Here is a 15,276-nt window from a genome sequence, read left to right on the forward strand (position 1 = left end):
GTCCCGAGATATGAGATCCCAGTGCTGGTGCTGGACCGGAACTGTGCGACTCTCAGCCCGTGAGTGCTCCTCCAGAACTGCCGCCGCTGGTCTCGGCGGCCCTCAGCCTGTCCGGCCGGCGCGGATTCGTCAGCTCCACCAGGAACGAGACCGGTCGGTTGCTCGCCACCCTCGCGGCCTCGAGGACCGGCCTGCTCGGCGAGCTCGGTACCGGCTGCGGCGTCGGATCCGCGTGGTTGCGCAGCGGCGCCGGCGACGGGACGAACATCGTCACGGCGGAGAGCGATCCGCAGCTCGCGAAGGCGGTCGGTGAGCTGTTCGCCGCCGACGAGCGGATCGAGGTCGTCTCGGCCGACTGGACCGCACTGATCGAGCGCGGCCCGTTCGCGCTGCTGTTCGTGGACGCGCGCGAGGCGAAGCTGTCCGCCCGCGACGTGATCGCGGACGTGGTCGAGCCCGGCGGCTTCGTGGTGCTCGACGACTTCACGCCGTCCGCGGTCTGGCCGCCGATGTACGAGGGCCGCGTCGACACGCTGCGCCAGGAGTGGCTGATGGACCCGCGGTTCACCACCGTCGAGGTGATGGTCGCCGCGGACGCCGCCGTACTGCTCGCGACTCGGCGCTAGAAACTGCTGCTGGAACTGAAGCGGGCCCGAGCTATGGAGCTCGGGCCCTGGTCAGCCGCCATGCGCCTGCGGGCGGCTGACTGCCTTCAGTAAATCAGTCGTTCGCCTGAATCAGGCTTCGAGGTCCACCGTACGAGCCGTCGCGGCCTGGACCGCCTCGGTGATGTCGTCGAGCACGGTCGGGGCGATCGCGGAGTCGACCGACAGCGCGACCAGCGCCTTGCCGCCCTTGCGGTCCCGGCTGACCTGCATGCCGGCGATGTTCACGTCGGCGTCGCCGAGGATCCGGCCGATCTGGCCGACCGCGCCCGGACGGTCCTCGTAGGTGAGGAACGCCAGGTGCGCCGCGAGCTCGATCTCGACGTCGAACCCGTCGATCTCGACCAGCCGCTCCGACTGCCGGACGCCGACCAGCGTGCCGGACACCGACACCTGGGCGCCGTCGGCCAGCGTGCCGCGCAGGGTGATCAGGTTGCGGTGCTCCGGGCTGTCGTGGTCGGTGACGAGCCGGACCTCGAGGCCCCGCTCGGCCGCCAGCAGCGGCGCGTTCACGTACGAGACGTTGTCCTCGACGACATCCGCGAACACCCCCTTGAGCGAGGCGAGCTCGAGCACCTTCACGTCGTACTGCGTGATCTCGCCACGGACCTCGACGTCGAGCTGCTGCGCGACGCCACCGGCCAGCGCGGTGAAGATCCGGCCGAGCTTCTCGGTCAGCGCGATGCCCGGGCGGACGTCCTCGGCGATCACACCGCCCTGGACGTTCACCGCGTCCGGGACGAGCTCGCCCGACAGCGCCAGGCGCACCGACTTGGCGACCGCGATACCGGCCTTCTCCTGGGCTTCCTCGGTGGAGGCGCCGAGGTGCGGCGTGACGACGACGTTCTCGAACTCGAACAGCGGCGAGTCGGTGCACGGCTCGGACGCGAACACGTCCAGACCGGCGCCGGCCACGCGGCCTTCCTTGAGCGCGCTGTACAGCGCCTGCTCGTCGACGATGCCGCCGCGGGCCGCGTTCACGATGATGACCTCGGGCTTGACCTTGTGCAGCTGCTCGTCACCGATCAGGCCGATGGTCTCCGGAGTCTTCGGCAGGTGCACCGAGATGAAGTCACTGCTTGCGAGCAGCTCGTCCAGGGTGGCGAGCCGGACACCCATCTGCGCGGCCCGGCCGGCCTGCACGTAGGGGTCGTAGGCGATCACGTTCATGCCGAAGGCGGCCAGCCGCTGCGCGACCAGGACGCCGATCTTGCCGAGGCCGACGATGCCGACGGTCTTCTCGAACAGCTCGACACCCGAGTACTTGCTGCGCTTCCACTCGCCCTTCTTGAGCGACTCGTTCGCGGCCGGGACCCGGCGCGCGGACGCCAGCAGCAGCGCGACCGCGAGCTCGGCGGCGCTGGTGATGTTGGAGGTCGGGGCGTTCACGACCATCACACCGGCCTGGGTGGCGGCCTTCACGTCCACGTTGTCGAGGCCGACGCCGGCACGGGCGACGACCTTCAGCTTCTTCGCGGCGGCCAGCGCCTCGGCGTCCACCTTGGTGGCGCTGCGGATCAGGATGGCGTCGACGTCGGCGATCGCGGGGATCAGCTCGGCGCGGTCGGCGCCGTTGGCGTGGCGGATCTCGAAGTCGGGACCGAGGGCCTCGACGGTGGCCGGGCTGAGCTCTTCGGCGATCAGGACGACGGGCCGGGTTACGTCAGTCATGGAGGAATCTCCTGCAGAAGCGGTAGGGGCTCATGATGAACAGAGCACCGCGCTGTGCCCGCTGGATCGATGGTACCCCGTCCGCGCGACCACGGATGCCCGGGACCCGCATGCCGGTCACTCTCCGCTCATCCGGTCTGATTAGGCGTTCTCGCAACTGACAGCGGCCGACGTCGGGCTGGCGCTGTCGATCACCAGCTTGCCGTCCTCGCGGACCAGTTGGTACCGCACGTCCATCCGGCTGCAGGTCCGGCCCGCGGAGCCGTCGGCGTCGGACGCGAACAGGACGTTGTACGACATCCGCGCGTACGAGCCGTCGGGACTCACATCGGTGAGCCTGGGATCGAAGAAGTACGACGTCACGTGGCTCCGCCGGTCCCGCGCCTCGGTGAGCGACTTCTTCAGCTTCTCGGAGTACAGCGACTGCAGACCACCGAAGTCCTGCTGGTTCTCCAGGGTCAGGTAGTTACCGAGCAGGCTTCGCACCTCGACGGCCAACTGCGTACGGGCGACCTGCAACTGCGGGGCGATCGCCGTCTGCGGACCGCGCGACTGTGGGCACGTCCCACCGGGTGCGACGGTGATGCCGGTCGGCGCCGGGGCGACGTACCCGCGGAGTTTGTCGAGGCCGACGATCGAGCTGTCCTGCACCGTGTCGCCGACGACCAGTCCGACGACGTTGCCGGACTTGTCCACGACCGGGCCGCCGAGCTTGGCCGCGTTCATGACGGAGCTCAGCGCCGTCGGGTCGTGGGCGGAACCGATCGGGTTGATGACCTGCTTACCGGCCGAGGTGTAGCCGACGAGCGCTCGCTCGGCCTTCGGGTCCGGAGCGGCGGGCGCCAGCTGGACCGCGGTGCCGTTGACGCCGATCGACTGCAGGACGGCGACACCGTCCGTGCTGGTGCCGAGCAGGTTGGCCCGCCGGATCCGGCCGTCCGGCATCACAATCACGACCGCCCGCGGCAGCTTGACCGCGGACGTCGCGGTCAGCACCCGCCCGTTGTCGATCAGTACGCCGGAAGCCTCGCCCGTCCCCGCGCAGCTCGTCGCAAGCACCCGGACCGTGGCCGGGCCGACCGACTTCAGGACCTCGGCGGTGTCGATCCGGACGGTCTGCGCGCGGACGAACCAGCCCGCGCCGGCACCACCCGCGACGATCACCAGCAGCGCGACGAAGCCGGCCAGGATCCGGCCGAAGATCCACGGCCGCCGCGGCGCCGGTCCGTCCGGACGACGGCTCGGGGCGGCCTCCAGCTGGGTCAGCGAGCCGGCGCCCGCCGGAACCCGCCGAGGCGGCCGCGGCAGCGCGTTCCTGCCGTCCTCCACCGCCGGTCACCTCCCCCGAACATCACCCATACAGCACCTGTCCAGACCGCAAACCGTCACACATTGTGTCAAACAAAAGGGCCCGGACCATCCACCTGGACGGTCCGGGCCTTCTGCGTCGTACGTCAGCGGGCGGCGGAGCCCTCGACGTAGTCCTCGTCGTGCGACTTCACCCACGCCATCAGGCCCCGCAGCTCCTTGCCGACGGCCTCGATCGGGTGCGACTCGCTCTGCTTGCGGAACTCCGCGAACTCCGGCGCGCCGGCGTCCTGGTCGGCGATGAAGCGGGCCGCGAAGGTGCCGTCGGTGATGTCACCGAGGACCTCCTTCATCCGGGCCTTCACCGACGCGTCGATGATCCGCGGGCCGGACACGTAATCGCCGTACTCGGCGGTGTCGGACACGGACCAGCGCTGCTTGGCGATGCCGCCTTCGTAGATCAGGTCGACGATCAGCTTCAGCTCGTGCAGGCACTCGAAGTACGCGACCTCGGGCTGGTACCCGGCCTCGGTCAGCGTCTCGAAGCCGGCCTGGATCAGCGCCGACACGCCACCACAGAGGACGGCCTGCTCACCGAACAGGTCGGTCTCGGTCTCCTCGGTGAAGGTGGTCTTGATCCCGCCGGCCCGCAGACCGCCGATGCCCTTCGCGTACGCGAGCGCCAGATCCCACGCCTTGCCGGTGGCGTCCTGCTCGACCGCGACCAGCACCGGTACGCCGCGACCCTCGGAGTACTCGCGACGGACCAGGTGACCCGGGCCCTTCGGGGCGACCATGAACACGTCGACACCCGCCGGCGGCTTGATGTAGCCGAACCGGATGTTGAAGCCGTGACCGAAGACCAGCGCGTCGCCGTCGACCAGGTTCGGCTCGATGGCCTCCTTGTACAGCTTGCGCTGTGCCGGGTCCGGAGCGAGGACGACGATCACGTCGGCCTCCTCGCAGGCCTCGGCCGGAGTGAGCACCCGCAGGCCCTGGGCCTCGGCCTTCGCCCGGCTCTTCGAGCCTTCCGGCAGACCGACCCGGACGTCGACGCCGGAGTCGCGCAGCGAGAGCGCGTGGGCGTGGCCCTGGGAGCCGTAGCCGAGGACGGCCACGTGGCGGCCCTGGATCACCGACAGATCGGCGTTGTCGTCGTAGAACATTTCAGCTGCCACTTGCGGCACTTCTCCTTAGTGTTGATTCGGTACGGCGGCGGCGGTGCGGCCCGGGGGCGGCCCCGGCACCGGGTGGTGCGGAGGGGCAGGGTGCGGCGCACGGTCGGCGGGTCGCGCCTGCACCGTCGGAGGCCCCGACTGGACGTGCGGCGGCGGCACCGCGACCGGCCGCAGCGTGCGGTCGGAGATGGAGCGGCTGCCCCGGCCGATCGCCACCATGCCGGACTGCACCAGCTCGCGGACGCCGAAGGGTTCCAGCACCCGGAGCATGGCCTCGAGCTTCTCGGGATTACCGGTCGCCTCGATCGTGATCGCGTCGGGTGCCACGTCGACCACCTTCGCACGGAACAGCTGGACGGTCTCCAGCACCTGCCCGCGGGTCAGGGTGTCCGCCTTCACCTTCACCAGCAGCAGTTCGCGCTGAACCGTCTGCGTGGGCTCGAGCTCGACGATCTTGATCACGTTCACCAGCTTGTTGAGCTGCTTGGTGATCTGCTCCAGTGGCTGCTCGTCCACGCTGACCGCGATGGTCATCCGGGACACCTCGGGGTGCTCGGTCGGACCGACCGCGAGCGAGTCGATGTTGAACCCGCGGCGCGAGATCAGTGCGGCCACCCGGGCCAGCACACCGTGCTTGTTCTCGACCAGGATCGACAGCGTGTGCTTCGTCATCAGAGTTCCTCGCCTTCCCACGTCGGGGCCATGTCGCGGGCGATCTGGATCTCGTCGTTGCTGACGCCGGCGGCGACCATCGGCCACACCATCGCGTCGCGGTGCACGACGAAGTCGACGACGACCGGCGCGTCGGTGACCGCCATCGCCTTCTCGATGGTGGCGTCGATCGAGTCCTTGTCGGAGCAGCGCAGCCCGACACCGCCCATCGCCTCGGCCAGCTTGGCGAAGTCCGGGATCCGGGCCGAGTGCAGGTCGGTGTTGGAGTAACGCTTGTCGTAGAACAGCGTCTGCCACTGCCGGACCATGCCCAGCGACTGGTTGTTGATCACCGCGACCTTGATCGGGATGCCTTCCAGCGCGCAGGTGACGAGCTCCTGGTTGGTCATCTGGAAGCAGCCGTCGCCGTCGATCGCCCACACGGTCTTGTCCGGCCGCGCGACCTTGGCGCCCATCGCGGCCGGCACGGCGTACCCCATGGTGCCGAGGCCGCCGGAGTTCAGCCAGTGACCGGGCTTCTCGAACGGCAGGAAGTGCGCGGACCACATCTGGTGCTGGCCGACGCCCGCGGTGTACACGGCGTCCGGGCCGGCGATCTCACCGATCCGCTGGATCACGTGCTGCGGCGACAGCGTGCCGTCCTCCGGCTCGTCGTACCCGAGCGGGTACCGGGCGCGCACGCCCTCGAGCTGCTTGCGCCAGGCCTCGTACGACGGGGTGCGGCCGGCGCTCGCGATCTCGGCGCGCAGCGCGGCCAGCAGGTCGGTGATGACCTCCTTGCAGTCACCCACGATCGGCACGTCGGCGGCGCGGTTCTTGCCGATCTCGGCCGGGTCGATGTCGGCGTGGATGACCTTCGCATCGGGCGCGAACGAGTCGAGCTTGCCGGTCACCCGGTCGTCGAACCGGGCGCCCAGCGTGATCAGCAGATCGGAGCGCTGCAGTGCGCCGACCGCGGACACCGAGCCGTGCATACCGGGCATCCCGAAGTGCAGCTCGTGGGTGTCCGGCAGCGCGCCGCGGGCCATCAGCGTGGTGACCACGGGGATCCCGAGCAGCTCGGCGAGCTCCTTCAGCTCGGCGCTGGCCTGGGCGCGGATCACGCCGCCGCCGACGTACAGCACCGGCTTCTCGGCCGCGGCGATCAGCCGGGCCGCCTCACGCACCTGCTTGGGGTGCGGTCGGGTCACCGGCCGGTAGCCGGGCAGCGCGAGCTCGGTCGGCCACTGGAAGTCGACGCCCTGGGTCTGCATCGCGTCCTTGGTCACGTCGACCAGCACCGGGCCGGGCCGGCCGGTGGAGGCGATGTGGAACGCCTCGGCGATCGTGGTGGCGATGTCGTTCGGGTCGGTCACCAGGAAGTTGTGCTTGGTGATCGGCATCGTGATGCCGCGGATGTCCGCCTCCTGGAAGGCGTCCGTGCCGATCGCGGCACCGGCCACCTGACCGGTGATGGCGACCATCGGCACCGAGTCCATGTACGCGTCGGCGATCGGCGTCACCAGGTTGGTCGCGCCCGGACCGGAGGTCGCCATGCACACGCCGACCTTGCCCGACGCGGCGGCGTACCCCTGGGCGGCGTGACCGGCGCCCTGCTCGTGACGTACCAGGATGTGGCGGATCTGGGTCGAGTCGAGCATCGGGTCGTACGCCGGGAGGATCGCGCCACCCGGGATGCCGAAGACGGTGTCGACTCCGGCATGTTCCAGTGCACGGATCAGAGCCTGTGCCCCGGTCAGCTGCTCACTCATGAGTGCCTTCCCTAGTCCTGTCACGCTGTGGCTGTTTGGCTTTTCGCGACCGATCCATCCTCGCTTGTGGCCGTTGTCGCTGCGCTTCCGGGTCGCGGATAGTCGCATTGGCAACAAAAAACCCCTTCCGCCGGGTTGGCTGAAGGGGCGCGCTCGACTCAGTGGTCGCGTCAGTCGGCGCGCCGCACAAGTACGAGGAGAATCGATCGCATGTGGCAACATTCGCCGACACACCGCGACCGGGTCAAGTTCAGCGCGACGGTGTCTCATTTCCTGAGACACCTGTCTTAGGAATGGCGAGTCGGTAACTTAATGACGCTGTGATGGCTCTGTGAAGTTGGTTAGTCACATACTGATCTGGTGAGACCGCAAGGTTTTTACCGCCCCCTCTCCAGATCGGAGTGACACATGCGCCTCTCGATACGACTGCTCGTGGCGTCCGTGCTGATCGCACTGTTCGGCTCGTTCTCGCTGACGGCGTCCGCGGCCGACACCCGGACGACGATCGTGAACGCGGCCAACGGCGAAATCGGCCAGCAGGAAACGCCGCCCGGCAGCAACTGCAACCCGTACGGTCCCTGCGAGTCCTGGTGCGCGCACTTCGCCACCTGGACCTGGCGACAGGCCGGCATCGACATCCCCAACTACGGCTTCACCGGTGACATCTACACCTGGGGCCAGGGCAAGGGCCGCACCCACGACGGCTCCACCGGCCTGAAGCCCGGCGACATCGTCCTCTACGGCACGGGCCCCGACAACACCGACACCAGCGTCCACACCGGCGTGGTCGTTGCCGTCGGCACCGACGGGAAGATCACCACGGTCGAGGGCAACTCGAACAACCAGGTCAGCAAACACGGCCCCTTCGACCCGAAGCACGCCGCCGACGCCGGCCGCCCCGCCGACATCTACGGCTGGGTCTCCGCCACCTAGAAACCCCTGATCGAGCCGGTGCGGCGCTCGTCCCCCGCACCGGCTCCCATATTCGATTGGTCCACCGTGCAGTGGCTCCCTAGCATGCAGGGCGTGACCATCGATCCGTACGGCGACGAACAACTGGTGCATCTGTACGACCTGGACAACCCGGCCGGCGAGGACCACGCCTACTACCAGGCGCTCGCGGACGGGACCCGCAAGGTGCTGGACTTCGGCTGCGGGACCGGCCTGCTGACGCGCTCGCTGGTCGCGCCGGGGAGGGTGGTGATCGGCATCGACCCGAGTACGACGATGCTCGGGTATGCGCGCCGGCAAGCAGGCGCCGACGGCGTCACCTGGGTGCACGGGGACCATCACGCGGTGCAGCCGACGGGCGATGTCGATCTCGTGGTGAGCGCCGGCAACACGATGATGCACGTCGCGGAACACGAGGCGTCGGTGCACGCGATCGCCGCCGCGTTGCGTCCCGGTGGGATGTTCGCGTTCGAGTCGCGCAACCCGGCGGCGCGTGCGTGGGAGCAGTGGACGAGCGAGGCGACGTACGGCGAACGCGACACCGCGGTCGGGCATTTGAAGGAGTGGCTCGAGCTGATCGAGATCGCCGACGGGCGCGTGGTGTTCGACGCGCACAACGTGTTCCCGGACGGGCACGACGCGGTCTATCGCAACGTCCTGTACTTCCGGTCGACCGACGAACTGCTGGCCGATCTCCGGACCGCTGGTTTCGCCGACGTGACCATCGACGGTGGATGGCACGGCGAGTCGCTCGCCGAGGACTCGCGGCTGCTGGTCGTCCGCGCCACGAAGTAGGCTGGCGGTACCGCGACTGGCGAGGGTGGGTCACCACCGGGGAGCGAAGTACACAAGGCGTCGTCCGCCTGGGCGCCTCCGATCGACTCGGAGGTCCCGATGCGTCTGCGGTACGGCATGAACCCTCATCAAGCGGCCACCCTGGAGCACCCGCCGTTCACGGTGCTGTCCGGCGAACCGTCGTACATCAACATCCTCGACGCCCTGACCGGCTGGCAGCTGGTGCGGGAGGCCGCGCGACAGTTCGGGAGGCCCGCGGCGGCGTCGTACAAGCACGTCTCTCCAGCCGGCGCGGCGCTCGGCGCGAGCGTCGCGGAGGCGTACGGGAGAGCTCGGGACGCCGATCCGAAGTCGTCGTACGGCGACTTCGTGGCGGTCTCGCACCCGGTCGACCTGGAGCTGGCCGGTGTGCTGAAGCGGGTCGTGTCGGACGGGATCATCGCGCCCGGGTACGACGAGGGCGTGCTCGAGATCCTGGCGGCGAAGAAGCGCGGGACCTATCTGGTGCTGGAGGTCGACGCGGAGTTCGAGCCACCGGCTGAGGAAGTACGGGAGATCTTCGGCGTGCGGCTGACGCAGGAGCGCGATGAGCTGCCGCTGCCGAGTGATCTGCCGGACGACGCCGTGCTCGGGATGATCGTTGCCCGGTACACCCAATCGAACACCGTGGTGATGGTGAAGGACGCGATGGCGATCGGTATCGGCGCCGGTCAGCAGTCGCGCGTGGACTGCACGCGGCTGGCCGGTGAGAAGGCCGCGCTCTGGTGGTCACGCCAGTCCGACGAACCACTCACCGGCGTGACGATGGTGTCCGACGCGCCCTGCCGTTCAGCGACAACGTCGACGAGGCGCATCGGTACGGCGTCACGCACATCGCCGAGCCTGGTGGGTCGATCCGGTCCGACGAGGTCGCGGCCGCGTGCGCCGAGCGCGGGATCCGGTGGTCCGCGACCGGCGTACGCCTGTTCCGGCACTGATCTCAGGCACTGCTTCAGGAAGCGGAGCCGACCTTCTGCCGTGCTGGAGGTGCCGGTGGTTCGCCGCCTTCGAGCTGGATGTCGGGGACGATGCGGTCAAGCCAGCGCGGCAGCCACCAGGCGCGCGGGCCGAGCAGCGTCATCACCGACGGGACCAGGATCATCCGGACGATGCTGGCGTCGATCAGTACGGCCACGGCCATACCGACCGCCAGCATCTTCACCGTCGGGTCGTCGTCCAGCACGAAGCTCAGGAAGACCACGACCATGATCGCGGCCGCGGTGGTGATCACCCGCGCGGTCGCGCCGATCCCGATCGCCACCGCGCGGTGGCTGTCCTTGGTCGCGATCCACGCCTCGTGCACCCGGGACAGTAGGAACACCTCGTAGTCCATCGACAACCCGAAGACGATCGCGAACATCAGCATCGGCACGAACGACGGGATCGGGACCTTCTCGTCGATCCCGACCAGCGAGGATCCCCAGCCCCACTGGAAGACCGCGACGATCACGCCGTACGCGGCTCCTACCGACAACAGGTTGAGGATCGCCGCCTTCACCCCGATCAGCAGCGAGCGGAACGCGACCGTGAGCAGCAGGAACGCGAGTAGCACCACCGCGCCGATCAGCCAGATCATCCGGCTGCCGACCTTCTCGGTGAAGTCGACGTACCCGGCCGTGGTGCCGACGACGTACGTCGGTTCCTTCTGGCTCGGCAGTACGTCGTCGCGGATCCGGTTCACCAGGTCCTGGGTCGCGGCCGCAGACGGCGACGTGGTCGGGATGACGTTGATGATCGCGGTCGTCCCCGCGCTGTTCGTACTCGGCGTCTGGACGGCCGCGACGCCCGCCTCCTTCTGCAGCGTCGACGCGAGCCCGTTGAGCACCGACTGCCGGTCGCTCGGGCTCACCGACTGCAGCTGGACGACGACCGTCAGCGGACCGTTGGCGCCCGGACCGAATCCTTGCGCGACCAGGTCGTATGCCTTCCGGCTGGAGTCCTGGGCGGGATCGGTGCCGGCGTCGAGCTGGCCGAGGTTCATCGAGAACAGCGGGATCGCCAGCACCAGCAGGACGAGCGTGGCGGCGATGCCGTACGGCCACGGCCGGGCGCTGACCCGGCGGCCCCAGCGGGCGAACGCGCTCTGCTCGTGCTTGGCATCGCGGCGTTCCTGTTCCTCCGCGCGGTGTTCGGCGATCGCGGCCTCGTCCGGCAGTTCGTCCTCGACGTCGCGTTCTTCGGCGAGGTGCTTGCGGTCCTTGCGGTTCAGGATCAGCAGCTTCGAGAGTCCGAGCATCGCCGGGATCAGGGTGAGCGCGGCCAGCACCGTCACGGCAACGACGATCGCCGCCGACAGCCCGAGCGCGCCCACGAACGGTACGCCGGACACGTACAGCCCGAGGATCGCGATCACGACCGTCCCGCCGGCGACCAGGATGGCCGCGCCGGACGTCGACTCCGCGCGACCCACCGACTCCTCGACGTCCATCCCGTCGTCGAGTTGCTCACGATGGCGGGACACCAGGAAGAGCCCGTAGTCGATCGCGACGCCCAGACCGAGCAGGGTCGCGACAGTCGGGGCAGATGTCGGGAACTCCTTGGCCGCCGCGAGCAGACCGAGGATCGCCAACCCGCCGCCAACGCTGAACACCGCCGACACCAGCGGGAGCGCGGACGCGACGATCGAGCGGAACATCAGGAACAGCAGTACCAGCGCGAGCCCCAGACCGATCGCCTCCGACGGGAGGTCGTTGGCCTGCTTCCCGATCTGGCCGGCGCCACCGCCGTACTCGACCTGGAGCCCGGCCGCGCGGGCCGGTTGGACGGCCGCGTCCATCTTGTCGACGTACGTCTTGTCGAGGGACGCCGGGACCACCGAGAACGAGACCGGGGCGTTGACGATCGTGCCGTCCTTGGAGATGTACGCCGTCTGCGAGGTCGCGAGCGGATCCACCGCGCTGACGACGTCGGGCAGCTTGCCGAACGCCGTCATCGACTGCTGGACCGCGGCGGACTGCTGGGCGACAGTGCCGGTCTTCGCATGGAACACGATCGAGCCCGAGTACCCGCCGGCGGTGGTGAAGTCCTTGTTCAGGATGTTCAAACCAGCGGATGACTGACTGCCGGGAACCGTGTAGTTGTTGACATAGGTGCCGCCGAACGCCGACTTGAGCACGAACAGCCCGACGACGATCACCACCCAGCCGGCGATCACGAACCAGTGGAAATGTGCCGCGCCGCGACCGAGCCGGTGCAGAAATGCGTGCATAGGGCGCCCCTCCCCCGGGCACCCCCCAGGTGACGGCCCAGCCGTCGGCCCCCACCGGCGAATGTAGGTCTGCCCGGTCCGGGCCCACAACCCCCCGCCGCGGATGGTGACAGCGTGTCCTCAGCCGCTGGCGCTCAGCCGATGGGAGCCCGAAGCAACGGCTTCCCGAACCTCCGCAGCAGTCTCCGGTACGCCGAGCCGCGTCGTGTCGAGCGCATGTCCCTCCAGAGCGCCAAGATCCGCGAACGCGCCGTGCAAACCGGTCAGCGCGTCAGCGTCGGTCAGCTCGGGCTCGGGCCGGGCCTGCCCACGCTGCAGCGTCGTCCCGAGGTCCGCGCGCAGAACGACGTACGACATCGTCCAGCCGCCGGCCGCGGCCGCGTCCCGGAACGGCTGCAGGAACCACGGCCCGATGATCCCGTCGACCACCACGTCGTAGCCGCCGCGGGCATAGACCGCGACCGTCGCGACGATCGCGTCGACCACGACCTCGTTCTGCCGCTGGGATCCCGGCAGGTACGGCGCGATGAAGCCGGTGCGGATGCCGCGGTAGTACTCGTCGGTGGTCAGGTGCATCGTCGGCCGCGGCGCGTCGGTGGCGACGAGCCGGGCGATGGTCGTCTTGCCCGAACCCGACGGGCCGGTCAGCAGGAGGACGGTGCTCATGCCGACCGACGCTACGGGTTATCCGCCGGCGACGCTCGGGAGTATCAGGAGCTCGTCCCCTTCGGACAGCGGGGTGTGGAGGCCGGAGAGGTCGCGGATGTTGTCGTTGCCGAGGTAGATGTTCACGTGCCGGCGGACCGCGCCCTGCTCGTCGGTGAGGCGCCGGCGGAGCGCCGGGTGCGCGGCCTCGAGTGCGCTGAACACCGCGCCGACGGTCGGTGCACCGTCGACCTCGACCTGCACGCAGTCGACCCCGCCGGCGAACGGCCGCAGGACCGTGGGCAGCCGGACAGCGATCATCCCAGCACCGCGGCCCGCACTGTCAGTACGTCGGGAAGATGCCGCGCGACCTCGACCCAGCTGTCGCCGGCGTCGGCGCTCGCGTAGACACAGCCGTCCCGCGTCCCGACGTACACGCCGGCCGGGTCCGCGGTGTCGGTGGTCATCGCGTCGCGGAGGACGGGCACGTAGGACACGGCCGGCAGCCCGGCGGACAGTGGCTCCCAGGTGGACCCGGCGTCGCGCGAGCGGTAGACCCGGCACTTCGCCTCGGTCGGGATCCGGTTCGCGTCCGCGACCAGCGGGAACACGTACACGGTCTCGGGCTCGTGCGGGTGCACCACGATCGGGAACCCGAAGTCCGACGGCAGGCCGTCCGCGATCGACTTCCAGATCGCGCCACCGTCGTCCGACCGGTACACCCCGTGGTGGTTCTGCGCGAACATCCGCTCCGGTACGTCGGGATGCGCGGCCAGCTTGTGGACGCACTGGCCGAACTCCGGATACGGGTCGGGGAAGAACTTCGCCTGGATGCCCTGGTTCGCCGGCTCCCACGTCCGGCCGCCGTCCGCGGTCCGGTACACGCCGCCGGTCGACATCGCGACACTCATCCGCTCCGGATCGGTCGGGTGCGGCAGGACCGTGTGCACGGCCTGGCCGCCGAACCCGGCTCCCCACTCGGACCGGTGCGGATGGTCCCAGAGCCCGCGGACGAGCTCGAACGTCACTCCCCCATCGGTCGACTTCCACAACGCCGACGGCTGCGTCCCGGCGTACACGACACCGGGCTGAGCGGCCGGCGCGGGCTGGATCTGCCAGACCCGCTCGAGCGACGCGCCGGCGTCGGCGGGGAACCCGATCGAGCCCTCCGGCGGCTCGGCCCAGGTCGCGCCGACGTCATCGGAGTGGAAGACCGCCGGACCCCAGTGCTCACTGGTGCCGCCGACGAACAGGCGCGGTCGGTCGCCGCGGGTGTCGACGCCCACGGCGTACACACTCTGCATCTCGAACTCCGGCACCGGACCGTCGAGCCGCCACTCGCGGCGGCCCGCGTCGCTCCGGCCGATCCAGAGCCCCTTCTTGGTCCCGATCAGCAGCACGGCCTCGGACATCGTCGTCCCTCCTCCTACCGTGGCGGCCCCGCCACCACATTGATCAACGGCTCCCCGGACGCGTAGCGCTGCAGCTGCGCGCGCACCAGCCGGGCCACCCGCGGCGCGAACGCCGTCGAGGCACCGCCCCGGTGCGGATTGATCAGTACGTTCGGAGCAGACCACAGCGGGTGTCCGGTGGGCAACGGCTCAGGATCCGTGACGTCCAGCGCGGCGCTGATCCGGCGGCTCCCGAGCTCGGCCAGCAACGCGTCGGTGTCCACCACGACACCGCGCGCGACATTCACCAGCAGCGCACCGTCCTTCAACCGGGCCAGGAAACTCGCGTCCACCATCCGCTTGGTCTCCGGAGTCGCCGGGGTCAGCAGCACCACGACGTCCGCGCGCGGCAACAACTCCGGCAGCTCCGAGATCGGGTGTACGCCGTCCCGCGCGCGCCGCGCGACCCGGATCACGTCGCACTCGAAACCGCTCAGCCGCCGCTCGAGCGCCTCGCCGATCGCGCCGTACCCGAGAATCAGCACCGTCCGGTCCGCAAGTGAGTCGTCGACCTCGTCGTACGACGACGGCCAGACCTGCTTCTCCTGGTCACGCACGGCCCGCGGCAGCCGCCGGTACGACGCCAGGATCAGCCCGACCGCCAGCTCGGCCGTGGACGCGTCGTGCACGCCGCGCGCGTTGCACAAGGTCACCCCGTCGGCGATCCGCGACTGGGCGTGCTCGAACCCGGCCGTCTGCAGCTGCACGACCTTCAGCGAAGGCATCTCCCGGATGACGTCGAACACGTCCCCGCCGCCCATGTAACTGGGCACGTAGAACTCCACCTCGTCGAGCGACTTCGGCCGCTCCGCACCGGAATAGAAGTCCACGTCGAACCCGTCCGGGACGCCGCCGAGGAACGCGTTCGGGTCCTCCCACGGCAGCCATGTCTTCACCACATCAGCCATGACCACGAACCTACTCGGCCCGCCGGACAGTGTG

The 15,276-nt window shown here is 69.5% G+C and carries 14 protein-coding genes, 1 pseudogene and 1 riboswitch; of the genes and pseudogenes, 5 read left to right on the forward strand and 10 right to left on the reverse strand.

The annotated features are described in order from the left end of the window. Nucleotides 1-59: 59 nt before the first annotated feature. The gene (locus ACWGID_RS28330) at nucleotides 60-626 is read left to right on the forward strand and encodes an O-methyltransferase (RefSeq protein ID WP_452201567.1); all 567 of its coding nucleotides are present in this window, start codon (nucleotides 60-62) and stop codon (nucleotides 624-626) included. A 111-nt stretch (nucleotides 627-737) separates the two neighbouring features. On the opposite strand, the gene serA is transcribed toward ACWGID_RS28330, so the two are convergent. The 5 genes from serA to ACWGID_RS28355 form a co-directional block, all read right to left on the reverse strand. Further along, nucleotides 738-2,336 carry a phosphoglycerate dehydrogenase gene (serA, locus tag ACWGID_RS28335; protein ID WP_452201569.1) on the reverse strand — a complete coding sequence of 533 codons (1,599 nt, stop codon included), beginning with the start codon at nucleotides 2,334-2,336 and terminating at the stop codon, nucleotides 738-740. A 141-nt stretch (nucleotides 2,337-2,477) separates the two neighbouring features. Then, nucleotides 2,478-3,665 carry a trypsin-like peptidase domain-containing protein gene (locus ACWGID_RS28340; RefSeq protein WP_452201571.1) on the reverse strand — a complete coding sequence of 396 codons (1,188 nt, stop codon included), beginning with the start codon at nucleotides 3,663-3,665 and terminating at the stop codon, nucleotides 2,478-2,480. Nucleotides 3,666-3,790: 125 nt separating this feature from the next. After that, a complete protein-coding gene (gene ilvC, locus ACWGID_RS28345; RefSeq protein ID WP_452201660.1) occupies nucleotides 3,791-4,810 on the reverse strand; it encodes a ketol-acid reductoisomerase in 1,020 nt (339 codons plus the stop codon). 27 nt (nucleotides 4,811-4,837) lie between these two features. After that, nucleotides 4,838-5,494, reverse strand: coding sequence for an acetolactate synthase small subunit (ilvN, locus tag ACWGID_RS28350; RefSeq protein ID WP_452201573.1), 657 nt, complete (start codon nucleotides 5,492-5,494; stop codon nucleotides 4,838-4,840). Beyond that, the gene (locus tag ACWGID_RS28355; RefSeq protein ID WP_452201575.1) at nucleotides 5,494-7,245 is read right to left on the reverse strand and encodes an acetolactate synthase large subunit; all 1,752 of its coding nucleotides are present in this window, start codon (nucleotides 7,243-7,245) and stop codon (nucleotides 5,494-5,496) included. Before ACWGID_RS28355 ends, ilvN begins: the two co-directional genes overlap by 1 nt. A 408-nt stretch (nucleotides 7,246-7,653) precedes the next feature. Here ACWGID_RS28355 and ACWGID_RS28360 point away from each other — a divergent pair, with 408 nt between their 5' ends. From ACWGID_RS28360 to ACWGID_RS28375, 4 genes and pseudogenes are all read left to right on the forward strand, one after another. Then, on the forward strand, nucleotides 7,654-8,178 hold the full coding sequence (locus ACWGID_RS28360; protein ID WP_452201577.1) for a CHAP domain-containing protein: 525 nt from the start codon (nucleotides 7,654-7,656) through the stop codon (nucleotides 8,176-8,178). A gap of 93 nt (nucleotides 8,179-8,271) precedes the next feature. Further along, nucleotides 8,272-8,991: a class I SAM-dependent methyltransferase gene (locus tag ACWGID_RS28365; protein WP_452201578.1), complete on the forward strand. Its 720-nt coding sequence runs from the start codon at nucleotides 8,272-8,274 to the stop codon at nucleotides 8,989-8,991. A 4-nt stretch (nucleotides 8,992-8,995) separates the two neighbouring features. After that, a riboswitch (ZMP/ZTP riboswitch) is annotated at nucleotides 8,996-9,072 on the forward strand. A 36-nt stretch (nucleotides 9,073-9,108) separates the two neighbouring features. Further along, nucleotides 9,109-9,684: pseudogene (locus ACWGID_RS28370) on the forward strand (5-aminoimidazole-4-carboxamide ribonucleotide transformylase); the annotation flags it as partial. A 71-nt stretch (nucleotides 9,685-9,755) separates the two neighbouring features. Then, entirely contained in the window at nucleotides 9,756-9,968 is a 213-nt protein-coding gene (locus ACWGID_RS28375; RefSeq protein WP_452201662.1) for a hypothetical protein, read from the forward strand. Between the two features lie 14 nt (nucleotides 9,969-9,982). Here ACWGID_RS28375 and ACWGID_RS28380 read toward each other — a convergent pair whose 3' ends face one another. From ACWGID_RS28380 to ACWGID_RS28400, 5 genes are all read right to left on the reverse strand, one after another. After that, nucleotides 9,983-12,238, reverse strand: coding sequence for an MMPL family transporter (locus ACWGID_RS28380; protein WP_452201580.1), 2,256 nt, complete (start codon nucleotides 12,236-12,238; stop codon nucleotides 9,983-9,985). Nucleotides 12,239-12,358: 120 nt separating this feature from the next. Beyond that, nucleotides 12,359-12,904 carry an AAA family ATPase gene (locus ACWGID_RS28385; protein WP_452201582.1) on the reverse strand — a complete coding sequence of 182 codons (546 nt, stop codon included), beginning with the start codon at nucleotides 12,902-12,904 and terminating at the stop codon, nucleotides 12,359-12,361. 18 nt (nucleotides 12,905-12,922) lie between these two features. Continuing rightward, nucleotides 12,923-13,204, reverse strand: coding sequence for a ubiquitin-like small modifier protein 1 (locus ACWGID_RS28390; RefSeq protein WP_452201584.1), 282 nt, complete (start codon nucleotides 13,202-13,204; stop codon nucleotides 12,923-12,925). Then, nucleotides 13,201-14,295 (reverse strand): WD40/YVTN/BNR-like repeat-containing protein, encoded by a 1,095-nt coding sequence (locus tag ACWGID_RS28395; RefSeq protein WP_452201586.1) that lies wholly within the window; start codon nucleotides 14,293-14,295, stop codon nucleotides 13,201-13,203. Before ACWGID_RS28395 ends, ACWGID_RS28390 begins: the two co-directional genes overlap by 4 nt. A 14-nt stretch (nucleotides 14,296-14,309) precedes the next feature. Further along, complete coding sequence (locus tag ACWGID_RS28400; protein WP_452201588.1) at nucleotides 14,310-15,242, reverse strand: 2-hydroxyacid dehydrogenase; 933 nt, start codon at nucleotides 15,240-15,242, stop codon at nucleotides 14,310-14,312. Nucleotides 15,243-15,276 lie beyond the last annotated feature (34 nt).

It is taken from the genome of Kribbella sp. NPDC054772 (genome assembly GCF_053611945.1).

Bases quoted from the DNA above. Each gene is read 5' to 3' on its own strand.
- serA (WP_452201569.1), bottom strand. From the start codon at position 2,336: ATGACTGACGTAACCCGGCCCGTCGTCCTGATCGCCGAAGAGCTCAGC.
- ilvC (WP_452201660.1), bottom strand. From the start codon at position 4,810: ATGTTCTACGACGACAACGCCGATCTGTCGGTGATCCAGGGCCGCCAC.
- ilvN (WP_452201573.1), bottom strand. From the start codon at position 5,494: ATGACGAAGCACACGCTGTCGATCCTGGTCGAGAACAAGCACGGTGTG.
- ACWGID_RS28355 (WP_452201575.1), bottom strand. From the start codon at position 7,245: ATGAGTGAGCAGCTGACCGGGGCACAGGCTCTGATCCGTGCACTGGAA.
- ACWGID_RS28360 (WP_452201577.1), top strand. From the start codon at position 7,654: ATGCGCCTCTCGATACGACTGCTCGTGGCGTCCGTGCTGATCGCACTG.
- ACWGID_RS28380 (WP_452201580.1), bottom strand. From the start codon at position 12,238: ATGCACGCATTTCTGCACCGGCTCGGTCGCGGCGCGGCACATTTCCAC.
- ACWGID_RS28385 (WP_452201582.1), bottom strand. From the start codon at position 12,904: ATGAGCACCGTCCTCCTGCTGACCGGCCCGTCGGGTTCGGGCAAGACG.
- ACWGID_RS28390 (WP_452201584.1), bottom strand. From the start codon at position 13,204: ATGATCGCTGTCCGGCTGCCCACGGTCCTGCGGCCGTTCGCCGGCGGG.
- ACWGID_RS28395 (WP_452201586.1), bottom strand. From the start codon at position 14,295: ATGTCCGAGGCCGTGCTGCTGATCGGGACCAAGAAGGGGCTCTGGATC.
- ACWGID_RS28400 (WP_452201588.1), bottom strand. From the start codon at position 15,242: ATGGCTGATGTGGTGAAGACATGGCTGCCGTGGGAGGACCCGAACGCG.